18 protein-coding genes and 2 tRNA genes are annotated in these 15,810 nt (G+C 68.9%); 11 read left to right on the top strand and 9 right to left on the bottom strand.

Translation table 11 applies throughout. From position 1 onward, the window contains the following. Positions 1-50: 50 nt before the first annotated feature. On the top strand, positions 51-2,297 hold the full coding sequence (gene ligA, locus FBY40_RS11175; RefSeq protein WP_141940143.1) for an NAD-dependent DNA ligase LigA: 2,247 nt from the start codon (positions 51-53) through the stop codon (positions 2,295-2,297). Here ligA and FBY40_RS11170 read toward each other — a convergent pair whose 3' ends face one another. Beyond that, positions 2,298-4,025: a long-chain-fatty-acid--CoA ligase gene (locus tag FBY40_RS11170; RefSeq protein WP_141938715.1), complete on the bottom strand. Its 1,728-nt coding sequence runs from the start codon at positions 4,023-4,025 to the stop codon at positions 2,298-2,300. Positions 4,026-4,110: 85 nt separating this feature from the next. Here FBY40_RS11170 and gatC point away from each other — a divergent pair, with 85 nt between their 5' ends. From gatC to FBY40_RS11140, 6 genes are read left to right on the top strand one after another with little or no spacing between them, the layout of a single operon-like run. After that, complete coding sequence (gene gatC, locus FBY40_RS11165; protein WP_124293389.1) at positions 4,111-4,410, top strand: Asp-tRNA(Asn)/Glu-tRNA(Gln) amidotransferase subunit GatC; 300 nt, start codon at positions 4,111-4,113, stop codon at positions 4,408-4,410. Further along, entirely contained in the window at positions 4,407-5,930 is a 1,524-nt protein-coding gene (gene gatA / locus FBY40_RS11160) for an Asp-tRNA(Asn)/Glu-tRNA(Gln) amidotransferase subunit GatA (RefSeq protein WP_141938712.1), read from the top strand. Before gatC ends, gatA begins: the two co-directional genes overlap by 4 nt. Further along, positions 5,930-7,444, top strand: a complete 1,515-nt coding sequence (gatB, locus tag FBY40_RS11155; RefSeq protein ID WP_141938711.1) for an Asp-tRNA(Asn)/Glu-tRNA(Gln) amidotransferase subunit GatB — start codon at positions 5,930-5,932, stop codon at positions 7,442-7,444. The genes gatA and gatB overlap by 1 nt, the downstream gene beginning before the upstream one ends. A 33-nt stretch (positions 7,445-7,477) precedes the next feature. Beyond that, entirely contained in the window at positions 7,478-8,716 is a 1,239-nt protein-coding gene (dinB, locus tag FBY40_RS11150; protein WP_141938710.1) for a DNA polymerase IV, read from the top strand. Between the two features lie 25 nt (positions 8,717-8,741). Beyond that, on the top strand, positions 8,742-9,062 hold the full coding sequence (locus FBY40_RS11145) for a hypothetical protein (RefSeq protein ID WP_141938708.1): 321 nt from the start codon (positions 8,742-8,744) through the stop codon (positions 9,060-9,062). Next, complete coding sequence (locus tag FBY40_RS11140) at positions 9,037-9,630, top strand: hypothetical protein (RefSeq protein WP_235014815.1); 594 nt, start codon at positions 9,037-9,039, stop codon at positions 9,628-9,630. The genes FBY40_RS11145 and FBY40_RS11140 overlap by 26 nt, the downstream gene beginning before the upstream one ends. 4 nt (positions 9,631-9,634) lie before the next feature. On the opposite strand, the gene FBY40_RS11135 is transcribed toward FBY40_RS11140, so the two are convergent. From FBY40_RS11135 to FBY40_RS11110, 6 genes are all read right to left on the bottom strand, one after another. Next, positions 9,635-10,138, bottom strand: a complete 504-nt coding sequence (locus tag FBY40_RS11135; RefSeq protein WP_235014812.1) for a DUF2017 family protein — start codon at positions 10,136-10,138, stop codon at positions 9,635-9,637. Continuing rightward, a complete protein-coding gene (clpS, locus tag FBY40_RS11130) occupies positions 10,135-10,419 on the bottom strand; it encodes an ATP-dependent Clp protease adapter ClpS (protein ID WP_141938706.1) in 285 nt (94 codons plus the stop codon). Before clpS ends, FBY40_RS11135 begins: the two co-directional genes overlap by 4 nt. An 8-nt stretch (positions 10,420-10,427) precedes the next feature. Then, positions 10,428-10,778, bottom strand: coding sequence for a metallopeptidase family protein (locus FBY40_RS11125; RefSeq protein ID WP_141938705.1), 351 nt, complete (start codon positions 10,776-10,778; stop codon positions 10,428-10,430). Positions 10,779-10,813: 35 nt separating this feature from the next. Beyond that, a tRNA-His gene (locus FBY40_RS11120) sits at positions 10,814-10,889 on the bottom strand. Between the two features lie 37 nt (positions 10,890-10,926). Then, entirely contained in the window at positions 10,927-11,553 is a 627-nt protein-coding gene (orn, locus tag FBY40_RS11115) for an oligoribonuclease (protein WP_141938703.1), read from the bottom strand. Between the two features lie 52 nt (positions 11,554-11,605). After that, a tRNA-Arg gene (locus FBY40_RS11110) sits at positions 11,606-11,678 on the bottom strand. Between the two features lie 108 nt (positions 11,679-11,786). Here FBY40_RS11110 and FBY40_RS11105 point away from each other — a divergent pair. Further along, on the top strand, positions 11,787-11,999 hold the full coding sequence (locus FBY40_RS11105) for a methyltransferase (protein WP_141938701.1): 213 nt from the start codon (positions 11,787-11,789) through the stop codon (positions 11,997-11,999). Positions 12,000-12,042: 43 nt separating this feature from the next. Here FBY40_RS11105 and yczE read toward each other — a convergent pair whose 3' ends face one another. Then, positions 12,043-12,699, bottom strand: a complete 657-nt coding sequence (gene yczE, locus FBY40_RS11100; RefSeq protein ID WP_235014808.1) for a membrane protein YczE — start codon at positions 12,697-12,699, stop codon at positions 12,043-12,045. A gap of 61 nt (positions 12,700-12,760) precedes the next feature. Here yczE and yczR point away from each other — a divergent pair, with 61 nt between their 5' ends. After that, complete coding sequence (gene yczR / locus FBY40_RS11095; protein ID WP_141938700.1) at positions 12,761-14,185, top strand: MocR-like transcription factor YczR; 1,425 nt, start codon at positions 12,761-12,763, stop codon at positions 14,183-14,185. Between the two features lie 5 nt (positions 14,186-14,190). Here the strand turns inward: yczR and FBY40_RS17330 are convergent, their stop codons facing one another. Then, complete coding sequence (locus FBY40_RS17330) at positions 14,191-14,451, bottom strand: hypothetical protein (RefSeq protein WP_160141390.1); 261 nt, start codon at positions 14,449-14,451, stop codon at positions 14,191-14,193. 202 nt (positions 14,452-14,653) lie between these two features. Here FBY40_RS17330 and ssb point away from each other — a divergent pair, with 202 nt between their 5' ends. Both ssb and FBY40_RS11085 read left to right on the top strand, forming a co-directional pair. Beyond that, entirely contained in the window at positions 14,654-15,208 is a 555-nt protein-coding gene (gene ssb, locus FBY40_RS17325; RefSeq protein WP_160141389.1) for a single-stranded DNA-binding protein, read from the top strand. A gap of 46 nt (positions 15,209-15,254) precedes the next feature. Continuing rightward, positions 15,255-15,785: a DUF6993 domain-containing protein gene (locus tag FBY40_RS11085; RefSeq protein ID WP_235014805.1), complete on the top strand. Its 531-nt coding sequence runs from the start codon at positions 15,255-15,257 to the stop codon at positions 15,783-15,785. The last annotated feature ends 25 nt before the right edge of the window (positions 15,786-15,810 follow it).

Below are 15,810 nucleotides of genomic sequence, written 5' to 3'. Positions count from 1 at the left end.
CGGTGAGAAGCTCGGCAGACCCCCTCCGTGTCGCCGAGGATCAGGTGTCGATGACGCCGGCGGCGGCACGGGCGCGGGCCGACGAGCTGACCGATCGCATCCTCCGTGCACGCGACGCCTATTACGGCGAGGAAGCCCAGATCGTCGACGATGCCACGTACGACGCGTGGATGCACGAGCTGGAGCAGATCGAGCGGCTCCACCCCGAGCTCCAGGGTCAGGATTCCCCCACGCAGAGCGTCGGTGCGGCGTCGGCGACCCTGTTCGCGCCGGTCACCCATGCCGAACGCATGCTGAGTCTGGACAATGTGTTCAGCGAGGAGGAGTTCCTCGCCTGGACGACGCGGGTCGAGCGCGACGCCGCTCGCGGTGTGCGCTACCTCTGCGAGCTGAAGATCGATGGCCTCGCGCTGTCGCTCCGGTACGAGCGCGGCCGACTCACCAGCGCCGCGACCCGGGGCGACGGACGTGTCGGCGAGGACGTCACCGAGAACGTGCGCCGCATCGACACGATCCCGGCCGTGCTTGCCGGCAGCGGGCATCCCGACCTCGTCGAGGTGCGCGGCGAAGTGTTCTTCACCGTCGCCGACTTCACCGCGCTCAACACGTTCCAGCAGGCGCAGGGCGATCGCCTCTTCGCGAACCCCCGCAATGCGGCATCGGGATCGCTGCGCCAGAAGGCCGAGGGGAAGTCCGAACGACAGCTGCGCGCCATGACCGAGCGACTGAGCCGACTGCGGATGACGGTTCACGGCATCGGCGCCTGGACCAACCCGCCGGTGGACGCGCAGAGCGAGGTCTACGGCCTGCTGGCGGGCTGGGGGCTCCCCGTCAGCCGGTACTTCCGGGTAGTGGACGGCGCCGCGGAGGCGGCCGAGTTCATCCGGCACTACGGCGAGCACCGCCACGACGTGGAGCACGAGATCGACGGGATCGTGGTCAAGGTCGACGACCTCGCGCTCCACGACGAGCTGGGTGCCACCAGTCGCGCACCGCGCTGGGCCATCGCATACAAGTACCCTCCCGAACAGGTGAACACCACGCTGCTCGACATCGTGGTCTCGGTCGGCCGCACCGGTCGTGCGACGCCCTTCGCCGTGATGGCGCCGGCACAGGTCGCCGGCTCGGTGGTTCGCCAGGCGACGCTGCACAACCAGGATGTCGTGAAGGCGAAGGGCGTGCTGATCGGCGACACCGTCGTGCTGCGCAAGGCGGGGGACGTCATCCCCGAGGTGCTCGGGCCGGTCGTGGAGCTCCGCGACGGCAGCGAGCGGGAGTTCGTGATGCCGCACCGGTGTCCCGAGTGCGGTTCGCCGCTCGCCCCCGCCAAGGAAGGCGACATCGATCTGCGCTGCCCGAACGCGCGGTCCTGCCCCGCGCAGGTGAGGGGACGTGTCGAGCACATCGGGTCACGGGGAGCCCTCGACATCGAGGGGCTGGGGGAGGTGTCGGCGGCCGCGCTCACGCAGCCCGTCCGGCCCGAGATCCCCCCGCTCGTCACCGAGGCGGGTCTGTTCGAGCTCACCGCTGCCGATCTCTTCCCGATCGACGTCGTCGTGCGTGATGCCGAGACGGGGCTGCCGCGCCTCCTGGAAGACGGCACGGCCGACACCCGCTCGCCGTTCCGCCGCCAGCGCAAGAAGTCCGACCCGCCGTTCGACCCCGACGGCGAATTCGACGGCGACGCCGCACACATCGTCTCGCGAGCAGCCCAGGAGCTCCTGACCAATCTCGAACGCGCCAAGACCAAAGAGCTGTGGCGTTTTCTCGTCGCCCTCAGCATCCGCCACGTGGGTCCGGTCGCGGCGCGCGCCCTGGCGCAGTGGTTCGGTTCCATCCACGCGATCCGGGCTGCCTCGCGGGACGACCTCGCCGCCGTCGACGGCGTCGGCGGGATCATCGCCGATGCGGTGACGGAGTGGTTCGCCGTCGACTGGCATCGCGAGATCGTCGAGCGGTGGGAGGCGGCCGGTGCCCAGCTGGCGACCCCGGGTCATCCCGGTCCGGGAGCGGCAGCCGCTGCCGGCGGCGTCCTCGACGGTGTCACCGTCGTCGCCACCGGCACCCTCGAGGGCTACACCCGTGAGGGCGCCCAGGAAGCGATCCTCCGCGCCGGGGGGAAGGCGGCGTCGTCGGTGTCGAAGAAGACCGACTTCGTTGCCGCCGGGCCAGGGGCCGGGTCGAAGCTCGCGAAGGCGGAGGAACTCGGCGTTCGGATCATCGATGCCGCGCAGTTCCATCTCCTCGTGACCGAGGGTCCTTCCGCAATCGCGGACGTGGACGACTCCTCGGCGTGATCAGTCGGCGTCTGCCCGGCCCGCATCCGGCCTCTCGAGAAGCTGCGCCCGCACCTGACGTCGCTGCACCTTGCCGATCAACGAACGCGGCAGCTCGTTGACGACGAGCACCCGGCGCGGCACTTTGTATGCCGTGAGGATCCCGCGGGCGAAGCCTCGGATCTCTTCGGGATCGACCGGATCTGTGCCCGACACGACGACTGCGGCGACGACGTCCTCGCCCGAATGACGCGAGGGGAGACCGACCACGGCTGCGTCGCTCACTCGGGGATGCTGGCGCAGGACGTTCTCGACTTCGGTGGGAGCCACGTTGAAACCGCCGGTGATGATGAGCTCTTTGATCCGATCGACGATCCTGACGAAGCCCTCGTCGTCGATCGTGACGATGTCACCGGTGCGGAACCAGCCGTCGACGAACACCTGCTCGGTCTCCTCCGGGCGCCCGTGGTAGCCGTCGAACACCTGGGGTCCCCGCACGACGAGTTCCCCGGGCTCGCCCTGCGGCACGTCGGTGTGAGGGTCATCCGGATCCACCACCCGGCACTCGGTGCCCGGCAGGGGAAGACCGACGGTCCCGGGCTTGCGGTGGGTCGCGACCGGGTTGGCCATGAGGACTGGAGAGCACTCGCTGAGTCCGTAGCCCTCGACGAGGTAGCCGCCGCTGGCCCGCTCGAAGGGCACCACCAGCTCATGGGGGAGCGCCATCGCGCCCGAGATGGCGACCTGCGTCCCCTCCAGAGAGACCCCGGCGGCCTCGGCGGAGGAGAGCAGCCGTTCGGCGATGGGGGGAACGAGGGGCAGGAAGGTCGCGGGCCGCTTCTTCGTCACCGCCAGCACGAGCTCGGGATCGAAGCGGGGGAACAGAACGAGCCGGGCGGCCATCGACATGGCGAAGGTGAGACACAGCGTGAGACCGTACGCGTGGAACATCGGGAGGACGGCGTAGACGACGCATCCCTCTCCGCGCGTGATCCCCGGCACCCAGGAGCGGGCCTGCGCGGCGTTGGCGAGAAGGTTGCGGTGGGTGAGTCGCACGCCCTTGGGCGAGCCGGTCGTGCCGCTGGTGTATTGCAGGATCGCGAGATCGTCGGTGTCGGGACCTGCGTGCTCGGGGGCGAGCGGGCCGTCGGCGGTCAGGTCTTCCCATCGTTCCACCGACGCTGCGCGCCGAGCGACGGGGGAGTCCAGTGCCACCCGCGCCTCACGGGCTCGCGCAACCGGAAGTCTCAGGGCGACGCGGGTGCGCCACGGCATGGCGCGACGGATTTCGACCGACACCAGGGTCTGGATCCCGAGATCGTCGGGGAACGCGCGAACGGTGTCGACGACCTTGCTCCAGACGATCGCGTGACGAGCTCCGTGATCCTGGAACTGGGTGCGCAGCTCCCGCGCGGTGTAGAGCGGGTTGTGTTCCACGACCACCGCACCGAGCCGCAGGACGGCGTAGAAGGCGACGATGTGCTGTGGACAGTTCGGCAGCACGATCGCCACCGCGTCGCCCGCCCTCACGCCGCGGCGCCGCAACCCTTCGGCGGCGGCGATGATCTGCGCGTGGAGCTGCCGGTAGGTCGTCTCTCGTCCGAAGAACTCCAGCGCCGGCGCATCCGGATTCTCACGCGCCGCCGTGTCGATGATGTCGATCAGCGACCCCGATACCTCGGGGAGGTCCGAGGGAACCCCCTCGGCGTAGCTGGCGATCCACGGACGGGGCGGGTCGTACGTCGTCACGCCCGACACTCTACGACGGCGCGAAGGCTCCTCCCGTCGCCGGGCACGGCCGGAGGTCGACGAAGCGAGCACCTAAACTGTTCGGGTGTCTGAAATCACACCCGACCTCGTTCGCCATCTCGGCGTGCTCGCACGCATCCAGCTGAGCGAAGGGGAGGTGGCGCGTCTCACCGGCCAGCTCGACGTCATCGTCGACAACATCGCCAAGGTGTCCGAGGTCGCGACCGCCGACGTGGTGGCCACCAGCCATCCCATTCCGCTGCAGAACGTGTTCCGTGAGGACGTCCCCGCCGACGTCCTGACCGTCGAGCAGGTGTTGCAGAATGCCCCCGAGGCCGCCGACAACCGCTTCCGGGTCACCGCCATCCTGGGGGAGGAACAGTGAGCGCGGCCGGCGAGATCATCCGTCTCACCGCCGCCGACCTCGCGTCGCGGCTGCGCAGCGGCGAGATGTCCAGCGTCGAGGCGACCGGTGCGCACCTCGACCGCATCCGCGAGGTCGACGGGGATGTCCACGCCTTCCTGCACGTCAACGACCGTGCCCTCGAGGTGGCCGAGGACATCGATCGTCGGCGGGCTGCAGGTGAGGAGCTCGGTCCGCTGGCGGGCGTGCCCCTGGCGATCAAGGACGTCCTGGTCACGACCGACATGCCCTCCACCAGCGGGTCACGGATCCTCGAGGGCTACATGTCGCCCTACGACGCCACGGTGGTCGCCCGTTCCCGCGCTGCCGGGATGGTCCCACTCGGCAAGACCAACATGGACGAGTTCGCGATGGGCTCCTCCACCGAGCACTCCGCGTACGGACCGACGCGCAACCCGTGGGACCTCGAGCGGATTCCCGGTGGCTCCGGTGGCGGCTCGGCCGCCGCGGTCGCGGCGTTCGAGGCGCCTCTGGCGCTCGGATCCGATACCGGCGGCTCCATTCGCCAGCCCGCGCACGTCACGGGGACCGTGGGGATGAAGCCCACTTACGGCGGGGTGTCGCGTTACGGCGCCATCGCGCTCGCGTCGAGCCTCGACCAGGTCGGCCCCGTGACGCGGACGGTTCTCGACGCCGGCCTTCTTCACGACGTCATCGGCGGTCACGATCCGCACGATGCCACCTCGCTCGAGGAGAGCTGGCCGTCCTTCGCCGCCGCGGCGCGCGACGGCGCATCGGGGGACGTCCTGCGCGGACTCCGTGTCGGTGTCATCTCCGAGCTCCCCGACAGCGGATTCCAGCCGGGCGTCTCGTCGCGCTTCCGAGAGACCCTCGACGCCATGGCGGCGCAGGGGGCCGAGATCGTCGACGTCAGTGCCCCGCACTTCGAGTACGGGGTCGCCGCCTACTACCTCATCCTCCCCGCGGAGGCATCGAGCAACCTGGCCAAGTTCGACTCGGTCCGGTTCGGCATGCGGGTGATCCCCCATGCCGGGGCAACCGTCGAAGAGGTCATGGCGGCCACGCGCGAGGCGGGGCTCGGCGACGAGGTGAAGCGACGCGTCATCCTCGGAACCTACGCGCTGTCCGCGGGCTATTATGACGCCTACTACGGCAGCGCGCAGAAGGTCCGCACCCTCATCCAGTCGGACTTCGACGCCGCCTTCGCCCAGGTCGACGTGCTGGCCACTCCCTCGGCTCCCACGACGGCGTTCCGGCTCGGCGAGAAGCTCGACGATCCGCTGCAGATGTACCTCAACGACGTCACCACCATCCCGGCGAACCTCGCGGGTGTCCCCGGGATCTCGATCCCTGCGGGGCTCGCCCCCGAGGACGGGCTGCCGGTGGGGATCCAGTTCCTGGCCCCTGCCCGTGAGGACGCCAGGCTCTACCGGGTGGGGGCTGCGGTCGAGGCGCTGCTGGTCGATGGATGGGGTGGTCCCCTGCTGGACCGCATGCCGCTTCGGGGAGGGGTCGCCTGATGGGTCGCGACAAGCTGATGGAATTCGACGAGGCCCTGGAGCGTTTCGAGCCCGTGCTCGGGTTCGAGGTGCACGTCGAACTGAACACCCGCACGAAGATGTTCTCGGCGGCACCCAACCCGGCGCACAGCGCCAACCATGACGCCGCACCGAACACGCTCGTCGCGCCGGTCGACATGGGGCTTCCCGGCGCCCTGCCCGTCGTCAACGAGGAGGCCGTGCGCGCATCGATCAGCCTCGGGCTCGCCCTCGGATGCCGGATCGCACCGTCGAGCAGATTCGCGCGGAAGAACTACTTCTACCCCGACCTCGGCAAGAACTATCAGATCTCCCAGTACGACGAGCCGATCGCGTTCGAGGGGTCCGTCGAGGTCGAGCTGGAAGACGGAACGGTCGTGACCGTTCCGATCGAGCGAGCCCACATGGAGGAGGATGCCGGCAAGCTCACGCACGTCGGCGGATCGACCGGTCGCATCCAGGGGGCGGAATACTCGCTCGTCGACTACAACCGTGCAGGCGTGCCCCTGGTGGAGATCGTCACGAAGCCGATCTTCGGAGCGGAGCACCGAGCGCCCGACATCGCCAAGGCCTACGTTCAGACCATCCGCGACATCGTGCTCGCGTTGGGGATCTCGGACGCGCGGATGGAGCGGGGGAACCTCCGCTGCGACGCCAATGTCTCGCTGCGTCCCCGTGGTCAGGAGAAGCTCGGAACGCGCACCGAGACGAAGAACGTCAACTCGATGCGGTCGGTCGAGCGCGCCGTCCGCTACGAGATCCAGCGTCAGGCGGCGATCCTGGCCGCAGGCGGGACGATCACGCAGGAGACGCGCCACTGGCACGAGGACACCGGCACGACCTCGCCGGGTCGACCGAAGTCCGACGCGGACGACTACCGGTACTTCCCCGAGCCGGATCTGCTTCCCGTCGCCCCCGCGGAGTCGCTCATCGAGGAGCTGCGCGCGGCCCTGCCGGAGCAGCCCGTCGTGCGCCGGCGGCGTCTGAAGGCGGACTGGGGTTTCGCGGACATCGAATTCCGGGGTGTGGTCAACGCCGGCCTCTTGAGCGAAGTCGAGGCCACGGTCGCAGCCGGCGCGGCTCCTGCCGCCGCCCGCAAGTGGTGGATGAGCGAGATCAGCCGCATCGCCAACGCCGAGGGCCGTGAGCCCGGAGAGCTCGTCGCCCCCGCGCAGGTCGCCGAGCTCCAGCGGCTCGTCGACGAGGGGACGCTCACCGACAAGCTGGCGCGCCAGGTGCTCGAGGGTGTGATCGCCGGCGAGGGAGACCCGGCCCAGGTCGTGACCTCGCGGGGACTCGCGGTCGTCTCGGACGACACCGCGTTGATCGCCGCGATCGATGAGGCGCTGGCTGCGCAGCCGGACGTGCTGGACAAGATCCGCGACGGCAAGGTCCAGGCCGCCGGAGCGGTGATCGGTGCGGTTATGAAGGCGATGCGAGGACAGGCGGATGCCGCGCGCGTCCGCGAGCTGATCCTCGAGCGCGCGTCTCAGTGACCGGATGTCGGCGGCTTCGCCGACAATGGATGCATGGGTCGCGGTGACGGCAGCGGCCGGCTTGTCTCACCGGAGGGTGCAGATGACACGGGGGCCGGTATCCTCCACGTCGACATGGATGCGTTCTACGCTTCCGTCGAGGTGCTGGATGACCCGACCCTGCGTGGTAAGCCGCTGATCATCGGAGCCCCCGAGAGTCGCTCGGTCGTCTCCAGCGCGTCCTACGAGGCGCGGCGCTTCGGCGTCCGTTCGGCGATGCCCGTCTCGCAGGCGCTCCGCCTCTGCCCTGCCGCGTTGGTGATCCCACCGCGATTCCCGCGTTACCTCGAGCTTTCGGCCCAGGTCATGGCGCTCTTCCACGAGATCACGCCGCTGGTCGAGCCCTTGTCGATCGACGAAGCCTTCCTGGATGTGCGCGGGGTGCGGCGACTGTGGGGGAGCCCGGGCGATGTCGCACGCCTCCTGCGTGCGCGGGTGCGCGACGAGGTCGGACTCCCCTGCTCGGTGGGGGCCGCGGCGACCAAGCACGTGGCGAAGATGGCGTCCACGCTGAGCAAACCCGACGGACTCCTCATCGTTCCCGACGCAGCGACGGCTCGTTTTCTGGCCGGTCGCAGGGTGAGTGAGCTGTGGGGCGTCGGACCCAAGGCGACTGATGCGCTGGCGACGCGTGGCATCCGCACGGTCGCCGACATCATCGACTCTCCTCCCGCGGTGATCGATCGCGTGCTCGGTGCCGCGCTCGGTGCACGGGTCCGCCAGCTGGCCCGCGGTGTGGATCCCCGCGAGGTGGAGACGACACGTGTCGAGAAGAGCGTCGGACACGAAGAGACCTTCGCCGACGATATCGATGACCCTGGTGTCCTGCGGGTGGAACTGCGCCGTCTCGCCGACCGGGTCGGGGCGCGTCTGAGGGAATCCGGATGGGAGGCCGGCACGGTGTCGATCAAGGTGCGCTTCGCCGATTTCAGCACCGTGACACGTGCGCAGTCCCTCCCGGAGACGACGGCGGTCGGGCAGCGGATCGGGGCAGCTGCCATCGACCTGTTCGACGCACTCGAGCGACGCGCCCCGATTCGGCTGCTCGGCGTCCGGGCCGAAAAGCTCCGACCCTCCGCGACCGCCGTGCCGACACTGTGGGACGATGACGACGACTGGCGGCGGGTCGAGGGTGTTCTCGATGGCGCTGCTGCGAAGTTCGGACGCGGAAGCATCACCCGTGCAACACTTCTCGACGGTCAGGTCAAGCATCGTGGCAAGACTGTGCAATGAAGGTGGTGCCGAGTAGCGTGGGGGCATGCCCAATATCGCACTCGACCTCGGCAAGCAGTCCGCGGACTTCGGCGTCACATCCGTCTACGGCGAGCAGCAGGACGTCGACGGTGTCCGGCTGGTCCCGGTCGCCCTGACCTGGACCGCCTTCGGGGGAGGATCCGACGAAGCCGGAAACGGCGGCGGTGGCGGCGGCGGGTACGCGATTCCGCTCGGTGCCTACATCCGCCGCGGCGACGACCTGCGGTTCGAGCCGAATGTCGTGTCGCTCCTGGCGGTCGCAATCCCCTTCGTCTGGGTGGCCGGTCGCGCGCTCAGCCGTGTCATCCGCGCGCTCAAGAAGTGAGTCCGACCCGGTCGGCCGGGCACTGAGGGCGGCGGTCGAGCTCGCGCGCGACGCCGTCCTCTCCGTCGCCGCAGCCAACCCGGTGATCCTGATCGACGGCCGCAGCGGCGCGGGAAAGACCTCACTCGCGCGAGAGCTCATCGGCGCCTGGCCGCTCCGCGGTCGGGTCCAATCGGTGGCGCTCGACGCGATCTATCCCGGCTGGGACGGACTGGCTGAGGGTGTGCGGACGGCACAGGAGGCGATACTCCGACCGCACGCGAGAGGTGTCATCGGCGTCTGGCAACGCTGGGACTGGGAGCGAGGGGAGTACGCCGAGGCGCACGCCGTCGATCCGTCTCTGCCGCTGATCGTCGAGGGCTCTGGGCTGCTGACGGCGGGCACCGCGCCGCTCGCCGACATCCGCATCTGGCTCGAATCCCCCGCTCGAGCGCGCCGAGACCGCGCCCTCACGCGCGACGGTGACACGTACCGGCCCCATTGGGACAGGTGGGCCCGGCAGGAAGAGCAACACCTGGTCGATGATCGGCCTGCTCAGCTGGCCACGCACCTGTTCGCGATCCCCTGAGCTTTCAGCGCTCGGCGGTCTTTGCGTCGTCGATGGCCCGGATCAGGCCTTCCAGGCGATACCCCAACCAGTCGTACACGCCGAATCTCGGATCGCCGTCATCGTGCTGATCTTCGTCGGTGATGCCGAGCCGGGAGGCGATGACGAGTCTCACTGCAGCGAGGGTTCGCATCCAGGCCTGCACGGTCTCGGGGTCCAGAACGAGATCGACCTCTTCCCAGCCCTCGGCTCCGGCCGTGGCGACGGATGCGAGTGTCGCCGCAGGAGACAGGCTGGCTCGCACGAGCTGGGCATCACGGTGGCGACGGCGAAGCAGGTCTCGTTCGGTGACGTCGCGGAACTCTCGTGCCGCCTCGGGGTCGTCGGTGTAGGCATCGGGGACGAGCCGCAGCACGGCAGGGTCGTCACCCGAGGGGTCGCCGACGAGCTCGGCGAACTGGTCGACCAGATCACCGAGGTGGGTCGCCTCCAGGCGCGTGATCTGCATGACGAGAGGGACGGTGTTCATGCGGGAGCCCTTCTCACGGTTGCCCACAGGCCGTAGTCGTGCATCGCCTGGGTGTGCAACTCCATCTGCTCCCTCGCGCCCTCCGCCACAACGGCATGACCGACGTGGTGGACGGCCAGCATGAGCCTCTCGGCAGTGGCGGCAGGGAAGCCGAAATACTCTCGGAAGACATGGGTGACGTAGCTCATCAGGTTGACCGGATCATTCCAGACCACCGTCTGCCACGGACCGATCGTCGTCTCCTCGATCATCCGATCGAGGTGCTCCTGAGTCTGCGTCATGGACGCCATCACGCCCACCCGAGCTCGTGCAGCTTGTCGTCGTCGATGCCGTAGAAATGGGCGATCTCATGGACGAGGGTGGTGTGCACCTCATGACGCAGAGCCTGCTCGTCGGTGCATGCCGCGAGATGGGGTTCGCGGTACAGCACGATGCGGTCGGGCAGTTCTCCCATGCCGTACCGATCACGCTCGGTCAACGCCCACCCCTCGTAGAGGCCGAACAGCTCCTGCGCGGGGTCCTCGGGCCGGTCCTCGACCACGAACACGACGTTGTCGAGGCCGTCGACCATGTCGTCGGGGAGGAGGTCGAGCTCTTCGATCACGAGACGCTCGAAAGCGTCCGCATCCATCTCGAGCATGACTCCACGATACGGGCCCAGAGGGCCTGCGAGATTGGGGTGGCTGACGGGACTTGAACCCGCGGCCCCCTGGACCACAACCAGGTGCTCTACCGACTGAGCTACAGCCACCGTGGTCCCGCATCGGCGGGACAACCCAACGATTCTCTCATACACCGGGGGAGAACGCGGACACCACGGATGCGGCCGCTGCGCGGGCTCCGTCGCTGGTGGGTCCGGGTTCGGGCACGAACACCGCCTGCCGGTAGTACGCCAACTCGGTGATGGACTCGCGGATGTCGGCGAGCGCGCGGTGGCCGCCGTTCTTCGCCGGCGCGTGGATGTAGGCGCGGGGATACCAGCGACGCGAGAGCTCTTTGATGCTGGAGACGTCGACGTTGCGGTAGTGCAGCCATCGATCGACGCGCGGCATGTACTTCGCCAGGAACATCCTGTCCGTTCCGATGGTGTTCCCGGCCAGCGGCGCTTTGCCCTCCTGGGGGGCGAAGCGCTGGATGTACTCCAACGCCTGGAACTCCGCGTCGGCAACCGTCACGCCGCCGGGGATCTCCTCCAGAAGGCCTGAGGTCTCATGCATGGTGCGCACGAAATCGCTCATGTTCTCCATCGCGGAGGCATCCGGCTTGATGACGACCTGGAATCCCGGGTCCAACGGTCGCAGCTCGAAGTCCGTGACCACGATCGCGATCTCGACCAGTTCGTCGACCGCGAGGTCGAGGCCGGTCATCTCGCAGTCGATCCATACGAGCCGGTCGTTCTCGGAAGCACCCACCATGGGCCCATCCTAATGACGGGCGCAGACGCCGCTCCGATTCGCGGAAAGTCGGTCCCCCAGGCACGATTCGAACGTGCGACCGGCGGATTAGAAGGCCGCTGCTCTATCCACTGAGCTACTGGGGGTCGCCAGACAAGGGTAGCGGCCGAGAACAGAGGGGCGGGAATCGCTCCCGACATCTGGCGGCGGACCGGGCAGTGGCGTAGCGTCGGAGCATCGGAAGGAGTTCGACGATGAGCACAACCGACACGCACTCGACCCTCTGGGTGGCATACGGGACGGGCGGGGTGGTGGGAAGCATCCGCAAGTCGCGTGACGGCTACACCGTGACGATGGCCGGTGCCGAAGAGACTGCCGGCACCTATCCGACCATGGATGTCGCGAAGAACGCCCTGCACGCCCGGATGCGGCCGGGGAGTGCCTGGCCGACCTTCGAGGAGCACTGAGTCTCGACGGCCTCGGGACGTCGTCGCGCGCGTCGACTGCTGTTCACGCGTCGCGCGTGAGGTCGACGGGGGTCACCGGCGCGCCATGATCAGCGGCCGCGGTCGGCGCCGCGGAACGGCTTTCGCGGGCGGTGTCGAACATCGGCAGCGTGATGTGGACCAGCGGTCCGATCGCCACGGCGAACACCACGGTGCCGACCCCCACCGTCCCCCCGAGCAGCCAGCCGATGAGCAGCACGCTGAGTTCGACGCCGCCCCGGCACGCCCAGATGGGCCAGCCGAAGCGTGCGTGCATGCCGGTCATGAGACCGTCGCGCGGGCCCGGCCCGAAGCGGGCGCCGATGTACAGGCCGCACCCGACCGCCACGACGAGGATGCCGCCGACGAGCAGGGCGGCCTGCGCCACGATGTGGTCCGGCGCGGGCGGGATGAGTCCGAGGGTGACCTGCATACTCGTGCCGACGAGCAGGATGTTGGCGATGGTCCCGACTCCCGGTCGTTGGCGCAGCGGGATCCACAGCAGAAGGACGCCGAGTCCGACGAGATTGGTCACCCACCCGATCCCGAGGCCGGACTGGCGGGAGAGCCCTTCGGCGAACACGGTCCACGGGTCGACGCCGAGACCCGCCTCGATAGTGAGCGCACATCCGGCGCCGTACAGGACGAGGCCGATGAGGAGCCGCAGCACGCGATTGATCACCCTGATATTTCAGCATCACATTGGACTGCAGCAGACAAGCCAATTCACCTAAAGTGGACGGATGGACTCTCGCATCTCCGCGCGCTCGCTCTCCCACGCCCTCGGGGGGTGGCGCACTCGAGAGCCCACCTATGAGGCGTTGGCCGACGGCATCCGACTCCTGTGCTTGGACAACCGACTGGCGCCGCGGACATCTCTGCCCGCTGAGCGGGAACTGGCGGGGGCGCTGGGCCTGAGCCGCAGCACGGTCGCCGCGGCCTACCGGAGCCTGCGCGACACCGGTCACATCCACAGCGTTCGCGGATCAGGGAGCATCACACTCCCCCTTCTCAGAAGGGACCCAGGCGTCACCTCCGGCGTCCACCGCGATGACATCGATCTCCAGCAGGCGAGTCCGGCCGCGTGGCCGGGGCTGGCCGGTCTCATCGCCGAGACGGTGGCCGACGCACCCGCGATCGTCGCCCGAACCGGCTACGACATCGTGGGACGGCACGAGCTCCGACTGCGGGTGGCCGAGCAGTATGCCGCGAGGGGCCTTGCGACCTCCCCGGATGAGATCCTCATCACCACCGGTGCGCAGAGTGCGATTCATCTTCTCGCCCGTGCACTGATCACCCGCGGCGACCGCGTGCTCGTCGAGACTCCCACCTATCCGCACGCGGCGGAGGCGCTCCGCCAGGCGGGCGCGCGGCTGACCGCGGTTCCGGTCACCGTCCGCGAGGGATGGGACATCGAACGCGCGGCGCAGGTCTCGCAACGGACGCTCCCCGTGGCGGCCTACGTGATGCCCGACTTCCACAATCCCACCGGTCGATCGATGAGTGCGGCAGAACGCGACGCCCTCGCCCGCGCAGCCGAGCGCGCGGGGACCACGCTGATCCTCGACGAGACCACGGCGGATCTCGACATCGACCGAGGGCCCCTCGCCCGCGGCTTCGACCGGATCGATCCGAGTCTGGTGATCCGCATCGGCTCGCTCGGGAAGACCGTCTGGGGCGGGCTCCGGGTCGGGTGGATTCGTGCGGCACCGGAGCTGATCCGCCGTCTCGTCGCGCTGCGCAGCGCACAGGATCTCGGAACGCCCGAGCTCGAGCAGGTCATCGCTGCGGCTGTCCTGGATCGTTTCGGCGATGTGGTCACCCAGCGCCGGCATATGTTGCGGGAGGGAAGGGACGTGATCATCGCCGCTCTCCGTGAGCGGTTGCCGCGCTTCACCGTTCCCCGCCCCCAGGGCGGGGTCTCCCTCTGGATCGAAATGGATGCCCCCCTCAGCGCGGCGCTGGTCATGGACGCGCGTCATCGCGGCCTGCTGCTCACGTCGGGACCTCGGTTCTCGGTCGACGGCGGCCACGATCGATACCTCCGGATGCCCTTCACCGCCGCTCCGGAAACGCTGCTCCGTGCGGCGGACATCCTCGTCGAATCGTGGTCGACCGTCTCGCGCGCCGCGCCCCCGACTCTGCTGCGCGAAGAAGCGATGGTCTGAGTCCGTCACCGGGAGTAGTGGAGGCACGACACCGCCTCGTCCAAGGTCCAGAAGCGCCCCAGTTCGAAGAAGCGCCGGATCCGAGTCGAGTAGCGGAGGGCGTGGTATTGCAGAACGTCCGCATCGCGGAAGGTCTGAACGTGCCCGACGATGCGTCCGCCACGGTCGACGACCCGCCACATCCGACCGCCTGCGTCGACGAGCCGCAGCCCGTGGTGCGACGTCGGTTCTGCCAGGGGCCCCGTACGGTCGGTGAGAGTGGTCATGGCTACCTCCTGTATCGAAGATAGTTACGGCATCCGACATCGCACTCCTCTCCTGCACAACCGCGTCCGTTCGGCGGTTCTCCACCGATCGACCGCGTGTTCAGCCCTGCCGACGTCATCGTGGTCACCATGGAGCCGTGCCGGTGTCCGCCGGGCACCCGGACACCGGCACAGCCGAACATCCACACGACGAAGGAGCATCATGACCGACACGATCACCCTCACCGGCAACATCGCCACGATCCCCGAGCACAAGAAGATCCTGGACGGGGTCGCGGTGACCTCGTTCCGGGTGGCGACCTCGAACCGGCGCCTGGACAGGGCGACAGGCCAGTGGGTGGACGGCGAGACCAGCTACTACACCGTCCAGTTGTTCCGGCAGCTGGCCGAACACGCCGTGCTCTCTCTCAGCCGCGGCGACCGCGTCATCGTGACCGGCCGGCTGAAGGTGCGCGAATGGGACAACGGAACGCGCAGGGGGACGACGGTCGAGCTCGAGGCCGATGCGATCGGGCATGACTTGAAATTCGGCACGTCGCGCTTCACCCGTTCCACGGCGTCGCGACCTGCGGGCGACGCTGCTCCGGCGGATGGATGGGCCGCCCCCGGGGTTTCGGCCGACGCGACCCCTTCGGTCTCGACCGATGGATGGGCGACGAGTGTCCCGGGTTCCGGCGAGGGCTCCGCCGAGGGCGACGCCGACGACACCGGTTCCGCCGCTCCGGTTCTGTCGGGCGCCGGGGAGACGCCCTTCTGAGATCGGGGCGCCAGGAGCCGGTGAAGCCACGACGTAGACTCGGCGCGTGCCTCTGCGGAAACCGGACCACCACGCCGGCCGTCGTCGTCTGCGCCGGAGACCTCGGCCTCAAGATCTCGCGCTCGGCGCCGCCGTCGCGCTGCTGCTGACAGCGTGCACCCCGACGCCGACTCCCGTTCCCACTCCGACTCCGACAGGTCCGGTCGCGGAAGCGACGCCGTCGGCCGAACCCACCCCGGCCGGCCCGGCCCTCCTCCCCGAGGGGTCGGCGGAGGACAATCTGCCGTACTTCTCCCAGATCATCCGATCGGTGTGGAACAGCGACGGCCGCGGCGCCGGCAGGGCGTACGTCGACGCGTTGGTGGGCGGCGGATTCGACAAGGGCGCGATGCAGGTCACCGCGGACACCTCCACCGTGGGCAACCCCGCCGAGAGCATCCAGGTGTCGGTCCGATGGGGAGAGCAGTGCCTGATCGGTCAGGTGGGTGAGGCGACCGGCGAGCCGGTCACGACCGTGCTCGGGGCCCTCCCGGACGGAGCGTGCCTTCTGGGGGAGACGCGCCCGATCGATTGGTGAGTCGCAGACCGACCCCCGGGGTCGA

This window comes from Microbacterium sp. SLBN-154 (genome assembly GCF_006715565.1).
Taxonomy (GTDB): domain Bacteria; phylum Actinomycetota; class Actinomycetes; order Actinomycetales; family Microbacteriaceae; genus Microbacterium.
The sequence above is the reverse complement of the archived record's forward strand: the minus strand, read 5'-3'. Positions and strand labels throughout refer to the sequence as shown.

Coding starts and splice junctions, on each gene's coding strand:
- FBY40_RS11145 (WP_141938708.1), top strand. CDS start 8,742: ATGCCCAATATCGCACTCGACCTCGGCAAGCAGTCCGCGGACTTCGGC.
- FBY40_RS11105 (WP_141938701.1), top strand. CDS start 11,787: ATGAGCACAACCGACACGCACTCGACCCTCTGGGTGGCATACGGGACG.
- dinB (WP_141938710.1), top strand. CDS start 7,478: ATGGGTCGCGGTGACGGCAGCGGCCGGCTTGTCTCACCGGAGGGTGCA.
- ssb (WP_160141389.1), top strand. CDS start 14,654: ATGACCGACACGATCACCCTCACCGGCAACATCGCCACGATCCCCGAG.
- gatB (WP_141938711.1), top strand. CDS start 5,930: ATGGGTCGCGACAAGCTGATGGAATTCGACGAGGCCCTGGAGCGTTTC.
- clpS (WP_141938706.1), bottom strand. CDS start 10,419: ATGACGCAGACTCAGGAGCACCTCGATCGGATGATCGAGGAGACGACG.
- FBY40_RS11135 (WP_235014812.1), bottom strand. CDS start 10,138: ATGAACACCGTCCCTCTCGTCATGCAGATCACGCGCCTGGAGGCGACC.
- FBY40_RS17330 (WP_160141390.1), bottom strand. CDS start 14,451: ATGACCACTCTCACCGACCGTACGGGGCCCCTGGCAGAACCGACGTCG.
- FBY40_RS11125 (WP_141938705.1), bottom strand. CDS start 10,778: ATGCTCGAGATGGATGCGGACGCTTTCGAGCGTCTCGTGATCGAAGAG.
- yczR (WP_141938700.1), top strand. CDS start 12,761: ATGGACTCTCGCATCTCCGCGCGCTCGCTCTCCCACGCCCTCGGGGGG.
- orn (WP_141938703.1), bottom strand. CDS start 11,553: ATGGTGGGTGCTTCCGAGAACGACCGGCTCGTATGGATCGACTGCGAG.
- ligA (WP_141940143.1), top strand. CDS start 51: ATGACGCCGGCGGCGGCACGGGCGCGGGCCGACGAGCTGACCGATCGC.